7 protein-coding genes are annotated in these 9,257 nt (G+C 33.9%); 1 reads left to right on the forward strand and 6 read right to left on the reverse strand.

What is annotated here, in order from left to right; genetic code table 11:
* The first annotated feature begins 53 nt into the window (after positions 1-53).
* A complete protein-coding gene (locus tag HM984_RS00205; RefSeq protein WP_179347644.1) occupies positions 54-791 on the forward strand; it encodes a hypothetical protein in 738 nt (245 codons plus the stop codon).
* Here the strand turns inward: HM984_RS00205 and HM984_RS00210 are convergent.
* The 6 genes from HM984_RS00210 to HM984_RS00235 form a co-directional block, all read right to left on the reverse strand.
* Positions 781-1,368 carry a pseudouridine synthase gene (locus tag HM984_RS00210; protein WP_257018426.1) on the reverse strand — a complete coding sequence of 196 codons (588 nt, stop codon included), beginning with the start codon at positions 1,366-1,368 and terminating at the stop codon, positions 781-783. The genes HM984_RS00205 and HM984_RS00210 overlap by 11 nt on opposite strands.
* Positions 1,347-2,156, reverse strand: coding sequence for a DUF1853 family protein (locus HM984_RS00215; protein WP_179347645.1), 810 nt, complete (start codon positions 2,154-2,156; stop codon positions 1,347-1,349). The genes HM984_RS00210 and HM984_RS00215 overlap by 22 nt, the downstream gene beginning before the upstream one ends.
* Positions 2,157-2,179: 23 nt before the next feature.
* A complete protein-coding gene (locus tag HM984_RS00220; RefSeq protein WP_115808923.1) occupies positions 2,180-2,638 on the reverse strand; it encodes an arsenate reductase family protein in 459 nt (152 codons plus the stop codon).
* A gap of 3 nt (positions 2,639-2,641) precedes the next feature.
* Positions 2,642-2,944, reverse strand: a complete 303-nt coding sequence (gene hpf / locus HM984_RS00225) for a ribosome hibernation-promoting factor, HPF/YfiA family (protein ID WP_179347646.1) — start codon at positions 2,942-2,944, stop codon at positions 2,642-2,644.
* Positions 2,945-3,175: 231 nt separating this feature from the next.
* Positions 3,176-8,050: a PQQ-dependent sugar dehydrogenase gene (locus HM984_RS00230; protein ID WP_179347647.1), complete on the reverse strand. Its 4,875-nt coding sequence runs from the start codon at positions 8,048-8,050 to the stop codon at positions 3,176-3,178.
* Positions 8,051-8,250: 200 nt separating this feature from the next.
* Positions 8,251-9,234 (reverse strand): PorP/SprF family type IX secretion system membrane protein, encoded by a 984-nt coding sequence (locus tag HM984_RS00235; protein ID WP_115808920.1) that lies wholly within the window; start codon positions 9,232-9,234, stop codon positions 8,251-8,253.
* Between the last annotated feature and the right edge of the window lie 23 nt (positions 9,235-9,257).

Here is a 9,257-nt window from a genome sequence, read left to right on the forward strand (position 1 = left end):
TAGGTACGGTTTTTGTAACTTACTACTCAAATATTTAAAACAAAAATATAATAGTGAAAACCATTAATATCATAGCATTTATCTTCTGCATTTTCTGCAGCACGACGGTTTTTGCCCAAGTTATTAAGGATAAAGAGAAGAAATCCATTCGTATTCCTGCAGAAGTATCTAAGAAGAAAACCGATTCTGCTTTAGTAAAAGTTAAGATAGCACCAATTCTAAATAAGGAAAATGAAAAGTCTAGTGGCAGCTCTAAGGAAGGTGAAGAAAAATTTGTAATTAGAGAAACCGAAAAACCATTTTCAATGACTGATGATGATGATGGTTTAAAAAGCCCGAGTGAAATTTATGAAAAGCGTTGGACAAAAGAAGCCGTTAAAGGTGGTATTATAAGAACAATGTCAGATCAATTTCTTGGGGAACATCGCGTAGATACTAAATTCGTAAATATAGTTTGTAGAGATCATCAATACCCTGATGGTGACCGCGTTCAGATTTTATTAAATGGTGCTGTTGTAAAAAGTAATTTATTACTGACCGGTAGTTATAGAAGGGTAGAAGTAAATTTAGTAGATGGTAAAAACACCGTCGATATTGTGGCTTTAAATCAAGGTGAATCTGGTCCAAATACGGCTGAATTTGTTGTATATGATGATAAAGGTAATATGATTTCTTCAAAAGAATGGAACCTTCTTACGGGTGTAAAAGCAACTATTATTTTCCAGAATGAAAAGGTGACTATTACAGAGAAAACAACAGCTCAAGAAACAGCAGAAGCTTCTAATAATTAATTGGTAAAATCTCTGCAGGTTTCATTACTCCTAATTTATAATCTCCAATCCTAACGCGCACTAAACGCAATGTTGGCAAACCTACTTTCGCTGTCATTTTTCGGATTTGTCTAAATTTACCTTCGGTAATTGTCATGGATAACCATGATGTTATTCCATGACGTTCATCACGTACAAAACGTTCTATAATATGTGATGTATCGGTTAGAATTTCAGCCTTACATGGTTTTGTTTTATACGCTTTTCCTTCAACAGAAATTTCAACACCTTTTCTTAATTCTGAAATTAGTTCTGGAGTAATTATACCATCAACCATAACGTGGTATTCTTTCTCAATAGCCGAACTCGTTATATAATTGCTAAACTTACCATCTGTAGTTAGTAATAGTAAACCTTCAGATTTTTCATCTAGCCTGCCAACAGCCATAACATCATTTGAGAGGTCGAATAATTCTCCTAAAAGTTTTTTAGATTTCCGCTTAGTCTGATGATTTACAAATTGACTTAAATATCCGTAAGGTTTGTATATTTTATAGTAGCTATGCGCTTTCATAATTACCAAAAAGTTATAAAGCATTTTACAAGTTTGGTCTCATTATATTTTAACCAAACCAATGGGGAACGTTTAGCTTCAACGTCCTCTTGAATTTTAATTTTAGCAGTTTCATAATCTTGCCAAGGGACATCATTATGGCAACCGACCAACCAATCTAATTTTTGAGGTATATAAAATTGTAAGGTATTAAAAGTTGAAATTTCTGAAAATGAGATATAGAAACCGCTAACACAAGCTTTGTTAAGCGGTTCTATAGCTATATCAGAATTCTTATAAGGTAAAAACAATTGTGCTTTAAAACATAGTTTTTGAGACACATCTGCGGTATTAATATTAAAGTCCTTAAGTTGAATACTGGTTACATCGTTAAAAAGAAGTGGGAATTGTTTAGACCTCAGCTTTTCTAATTTATAACACAGCGAATCTTTTCGGTTAGGGCCAATCCAGTAGGCGAGTGGCTCTTGATACTGATTTAAGGTGTCGTACAAATAGAATTTGTAAACCACTTCGAGATGGATGGGTTTATTCTCTTCAAAATAAAGCGCATCCAATTCTCCTATGGTTTTTCGTTCCTTTTGGATCTGTAAATTTTCTACAATCCATCTCACTGTAGTTTGTTGTTGTAATTGATAAAAAACAAACTCCTCTACAAGCTTACCTAAGCGCTGATTTTTAAACTGAAAATCATCATTTATCAAATCAGATACTGAACTGAGTTCAACTTGATCGATACCAGATAAGCCAAGATCCTTAAAGAGAGCAGGGGTTTCTGTGTAGCCTTTATATCTTAAATGTGTGCTTCTATTCATTAGGGAATAAAAGTATAACTATTTTATACAAAGTTATCCTTGTCGTTCGTTTTATTACTATCCATAGCATTGTTATGTGCTGTGTGTTTAATATTTGCACTATCTGCTTCAAAATACTTAAGGACTTCAGTTACTGCTGTAATATGTGCCGTTTTTTCACCATTTATAATAATTGCTCCTTGAAATGCTTTAGGGTTATTTTCTAAAATCGTAACATAATCATTGGCATCAAACTTAGAGTTGTTGTCTATGTCTTTAATTTTTGAAAAATCCAGAAAATTATCAATTCCAATATTGAGATCAGTTGCCAACTCTTGCCATTGGGTTGGAGTTGGCATTGTTTCATTAATATTAATCATTAAAATGTCTTTTCCTGAGGCTTTTAAATAGCCCTCAAGCTGTTTTCCAAAATCTGATTCATTGGCATATATACAGTTGATTTGATTTTTGTCTCTGCTAATTACTCCCATTATATCTCCCATTATTTAGTATGTTTTCATTTTATCTTTGCGCTTTTCCAATTGCTTCGATAATTCATTAACTGTTTTAGATACGGCATCATAAAAATTGTCAAATGAGGATTCTGAGAATAACCGAGGTCCTGGTGCACTTAATCGTATGCCACATATTTTTCCTGTGTTGTCATTAGTGGTGTTTTCTGTCTTAAAAAAGACATCAGCTCTAATCACAAAATCGTATCGTGTTACTAATGTTTCTAATTTTTCCTTTGCATGTGCTTCTAATCGATCGCTTGTTGCAACATCATGATATTCAAATAATATTTCCATTTTATAGTTTTTAAAAGTTTATTACAAGGTATCTATTGTTCTATTATAGATTTAGCTTAAATGGATTATTCATTGACGTAATCCCTCTTAGACTAGAATAACCATTTGCTTTTAATCTTTAAAATAGGCATTCACGCATCTTTAGATTTATAATTCAAAAACATTTTGAACAAAAAAAACGCAAAATCAATATGAGATTTTGTGTTTTTAAATTTAGATTGAAAATGGGGGTTATCTAATTATTAGTTTCTGTATGCGTATATCTCCTGAAACCGTTTCTAAAGCTACAATATAGACACCTGCGCTAAGATGACTTACAGCTATTGATTGGTGTGTAGACCTTATATCGAGAGCATTGGTTAACATAATTCGTCCATGAATATCATAAAGTATAAATGATGTCTGTTCCTCTAATTGTCCTGTAACTTCAATGGTTCGTTGCGCTTGATTTGTTGAAATTTTTAAAGCCTCAAGCAGCATCGAGTTATTTATACTTAACACGTCTGTTTCGAACCTAAGATAAAAACGGCCCGTACCAGATATGTCATCCGTTGCTGTAAATGTGTAGTTACCAGCGTTAAGCAGCGTAAATGTATTGTTAGAAGTATCCTCTAAATAAACATTAGTGGCTTCTGGAATATCCGTTTCAAAAACAGAAATTGTTATTTCTTCACCCTGATTGGCGTGAACACCTAATGCTATAATGCTATTATTTATTGCAGTGTCACCAAGAGCTTGAATCATAAATGGCACACCTGTATTGTCTTCTACCAAATGCGTATAGATTGAAAATTCGGAGATGTTGCTGTTATACAACGCGGCATCATAACCAGGATCTAAACCTGAGCTCGCATTGGTGTTAAAATAAATATCAGTAAAGTATTCTGAATCTGTAGCACTAGATTTTAGTTTTAAATAACCGACATGCGCAGAAGAAACTCCTCTGCCCAATATAAAGTCATCACTAGAACCACCGACACGCATTTCTGGCGTAAATTCGATAGAGCCGCCGCCAGATTTACTCTTTACGAAGAACCCTTGACCCGGTGCAATTAATTGTTGTGTCGTTAAATTGTTTAAAACGGTCCAACCATTTGATGCGTTTCCATCATAACCATAAATAGCTTGGTATGTGCCACCATTTAATTGGCTTTTGTTATGGTTAAAGAACGTATCAAAATCGATATAAGAAGTATAGGGATTACCGATTAAATTCCATCCATTAAATGAAGATCCCGATGTTGTAATATTTCTAATTACGGCATTAGTTTCTACACCTCCATAAAAGGTTAGGGTAGTGCCATATAACGCATCTTCTAAACTTTCTCTTGCTGCTCTATAACCGATACCTAAGTCTAAATTAGTAGCTACATTTGTGTCCGTTGCGTATATGATATATGTCCCAGAAGTTTCATCAAAAGGGCCAAACAATTTCTGAGAGTTATCATTTGGATTTTCAAATAAATTTGGATTGTTGTCTATTGCAAAATCACCAAAGGTTTGTCCGCTAACAGGCGTCGCTATTAAGTCGTTACCTGTAGTGCTGTTGTTTGCATTTACGTGCCGCTTATAAGTAATATTACCTATACTTGTACCTTCAACAATTAAACTTGAAAACTTGTTAGAGATAGAGTTTAAAATGACGTCTCCATTTATAGTTAAATTGCCAGTTATAGTTAAACTACCGCCTTCAGATATGTCTATTTTACCAACAGCAGAGACCGTATAATCTGCATCGATAATTACAGTTTCGTCAATACCAATGATTAAGTCTACACAATTTTCGGGCGCTGTAAATACTGTTCCACCGCTTGAATAAACACTTTGATAACCATCCGTAAAATCTGCTTTAATTTCTACATCTTCACCATCAGCTATTAGTCCGGTTAAAGTAATAGTTTGTGGGCTTGTTGTAATAGGAAAACTTTGACCGTTTACTTCTAAAAATCCTGTAGTAGGAGGGTTGGTATAAGTTACAATTAAGTCTTGTGAGTAGGTATTATTAGATACATCACATGTAGTTTGTTGAATTCCTGCAACTACGCTTTCTATAATCGTTTTAGTCTGATAAGGTATAAACTGAAACAATGATGCCTTCGTCTGTGTATTAACATCATTGTAATAAGGGTTTGAAGGGTTGTTATCTCCTACACCTGAATTTCCGCCCCTTCCTCTTAGATGGCTACTATATAGATCATTAATTCCATCGCTATAAAGAACGACTTTAATAGCTTCTGCAAAAATAGGTGTTTGAGTAGGACCTCCCCATTTATAAATTCCAGATTTTATCCAACCTCCTTTACCTTGGTCTAAAGTTATCCAATTCCCTTCTCTTAAGTAACTAACACGCCACATTGTATTTGTTTGTGGTTGACTACTGTAAGAACCTCCAATGGTTATATAATTCACAAATTTTGGATTTGGCCATTCAACATTTAAAAAGAATCCATTCGCTTCATCAACAGTACCAGCATTAAACTGATATGGCCATCCATACTCTGCATATTGCGAATATGTTTTGTAAGCTTTAATCATTGGATCGTACAGGATGTCGTTTGGTGTACCTCTGCCTGCATCTGCGTTAGGACCAACAGATCCAGATACTATCGCTGATGGCAAAAGGGCCAAGTTACTCATAGGATTCGGGTTATTGGTAATATCTGTTATATCGGTATCTAATTGATTTATCCATGCTTCAATTAAATCTACACCTGGTTCATCGATCTCGAACTTTGCCAATGGAGGCATCATAATCGATTGGTCTACACTATTAATTTTATGATATAATACCGATTTTGAAGCATCACCTGGGTAAATTATTTTTTCATCAGGATCAACCTCTAATGGAGTTAAGATACCTGTTGATAATATTCCTGTAGCTTCAAGACTATTATAATAACGTAAATCGAAACTAGTTCTTATCGGGTTATCTAGTCTATGACAATAAGCACAATTTAAGTCTAAATATGATCTTGCTCTTTCTTCTAACGAAGCTACCGGATCGTCAATTGATTTATTTGTTATTATATGTTCTGTATCCGTGTCAGTAATGGACTGGTCAATAACACCTAAATGGCTTAAAGTTACCAATTGGTTTCTTTCTAGTCCTGTTTCCTCATAGGTATAGTCTGTATTTAAATACCTAGTTTTTAGCCCTAGATTACCTTTATTTACCTCATTATGACAGGCTCTACACTCTGTATTTGAAGGGAAATGCCACATTTGCGTTCTCGTTCCTCCTAAATTATCTGTAGATATAGTAACAGGCTCATTTAGACTTGTGGTTTGTAATACAGCATCTGTTTGTGCATCATTCCAATTATAAGTTAAAAAATACCAACCCCCATCTTTATCGACAATAGAAAATCTGGTTTCAATTTTTTTAGTAATTGACGGGTCATTGTCATCTACCTGTAAATCGAATTGTTTAATAATCACTGTTCCTGGTGGGAATTCCCAATCACTATATTCAGAATATTTTATTTGTTCGTCAGGGCCACTATGTACTCCATCATTATTAGGTACAGCAATCCAACGTCTTTTTAAAGCACCATCAGACCAAAATGATTCATACAACTCATAAGGTACAATCCCATCTATAACTTCTAAAGTAGATAAGTTAGAAAACACTCCCGTATTAGAAAGCAATTGTGGCATTGGCACATAACCATTATCGATACCTTCTATTAATTTATGAATATTTCTATTATTACCATGTCGAAGTAAATACAATTCACCATCATTATCTTCACCAAATGAAATCACATTTTGTAAAATTGATACCTGTTCGTAATCTCCAGAAATCGTATTTACAGTAAAAATTCCATTTCTAGTATAATCTGCACAGACGTATTTTCCATATATATCAGGAATAGCGGTTCCTCTATACACAAATCCACCGGCTAAAGCCCTGGCATCATTTCTAGAAAACTCAGTTAAAGGTTTTTCGTGTGGCATGCCATCTAACATCGTAGCACAATTGGTATTACGAAACCCGAAACCTTCATATATTGGCCATCCATAATTGGCACCTTTTTTAAGTACGTTAACCTCTTCATGTGAGCTCAATCCAACATCACCAATATAAAATTCTCCAGTAACACGGTCTTTCGTCATTCTAAAGGGATTTCTTAATCCTATACTATAGTATTCTTCATAGCGAGAGCCATCTGGACTCAAAAATGGATTGTCGTTTGGAATCCAATAATTAATCCCTGAGGATTCCCCAGCATAGCCCACATCTTGTTTTTTTCGAATTGGAGCATGGCTTTTAGTAGGATCTTTATCTACATCTAATCGTAAAGCTCCGCCATTAAGGTTATCAGTTATGTCTTGAGCTCGTCTCCAAGACGCTTGATCTCCTATAGTTAAATATAAAAAACCGTCATCACCAAAGTCCATACCACCACCATAGTGCGTTGTTCCATACATTCTGATATCAAAAAGATTGAGTCTAGAGCCTGTAATAAAAGATAAATCTGTAGGGTTAACTTCAAAACGTTCTAATATTAATGAGTTCCCTTGGTATTCATTTCTATCTTCACTCCACGTACAACTTTGACCTGTGTGAGACCCCACTGGTGGACTATTTTGACCAGCACTATTTTTAGACGTATAATAAACGTAGATATAGTTTTTAGGATTTATAGCTGCATTAAAATCAGGATGTAAAGCTAATCCGAGAAATCCACCATCATGAACGATTCCCACATCACTTTTTAAATCCACCAAGAGGTTTTTGGTTAAGGTTGCTTCATCGTCATCAAACCAATAAATTTCACCATCTAGCTGCGCCAAAATAATTCGATTTTGGTTGGGTACGGTTTTAAAAACAATAGGAGAGTTAAATATTAAGTTAGGGTAAGCAATTCTATGGGATATGCTTAAATCAATATTAGCTTCGTCAGGAAACGCTAAATTTGCGTATGGCCCAATAGTTCCGTGGTCTTGTAATGTTAAACCAGGACCTTGTCCGCTGAAGTAAGGAAAGGCACCAAATAATAATAAAGATCCAAAAATTACTATAACAGATCTAATCTTAAACGATTTGGACCTGATGAAAAAAAGCACAGATCCAAACGTTTCCTTGTGGGAATAATTTTTCATTGTTAAGATAATATGATTAATAGCGTAATAAACGTACTAATTAATAATCTTAAAAATGAATAATTCCGATGTATGTGTTAGTTAATCGGTTAAAGCATAATTACAACATAATGAGGTGGTTATACTTATTAGGCATAAATTTGAAAACAGGTGTTTTATAAAAAATAATTGGTAATCAGTTTATATAAAAGAAATTGAATCTACCTGTAATAACTCTGACTCGTTCCTTTTGTACATGCACAATTACTAGCACCTTGTAGAAAATCTAAACCAATAGTTACCATATGTGTTCCTGAATTAAAACCAGACAAATCATTTAACGTTAACTGATATGAATACGCAAAAAAGAATTGATTAAATGTAATACCAGCCATTGGACCTACATTTAAAGGCTTAAAGAATTGATCGTTAAGGAAGCGATATGACCCTCCAACAAAATAATAATCTCCTTTTCTATTGAACTTTCTATATTTAAAATTGATATCAGTACTAGATCGTCTATCGCTATCAAACATTTGATAAAAAACAGAAGGTTCAAATTCTACATCTTTATTGTTTGGACTTTTAATAACGACACCAGAGTATAATTGGTAATTTAGTAATCTACTTGGTTCTAATCCAAGAAATCCATCGGTATCTTTTTTTATAATGTTATTGGCATTAAAACTTAAGTAAAATGCTTTCCATCGGTATAATAAGCCAGCATCAAAATTGTTATTAGATACGCCTCGATCGTCTGTAACAGCCGGATCAACAATAGGTATTTCATAAGTGGTGTTGAAATTTTCTATATCTATTCTAAAATTGTTGATGTTATAAGATAATCCAAAGGATAAAAATTGTTTCGTCTTATAGTCTAATGTCAAATGGTGCGCAAAAGAAAACTTAACTCCTTTCTGACGCGTATTTCCATTCTTATCGTTGTAAGCTGAGATACCAACTCCTGTTCGATTAGAGATTCTAAAATCAGCATAAACAGATTGATTATCTGGTGCATTTTTAATACCAACCCATTGCGTTAATCCATTTGCTCTAATTTTTAGATTATCTCCAATTCCGGCATAAGTAGGAGAAATTACAAAATCGTTATCTGCCAAATACTGTGTAAATACTGGTAGATTTAATTCTTGGCCATAACCGTTTGCGAAGACCAAAAAAAGAATATATAGTGCGAATTTTTTCATAATGTTATCTTTCTAATTTTATG

Source organism: Winogradskyella pacifica, assembly GCF_013403915.1.
GTDB classification, from domain to species: domain Bacteria; phylum Bacteroidota; class Bacteroidia; order Flavobacteriales; family Flavobacteriaceae; genus Winogradskyella; species Winogradskyella pacifica.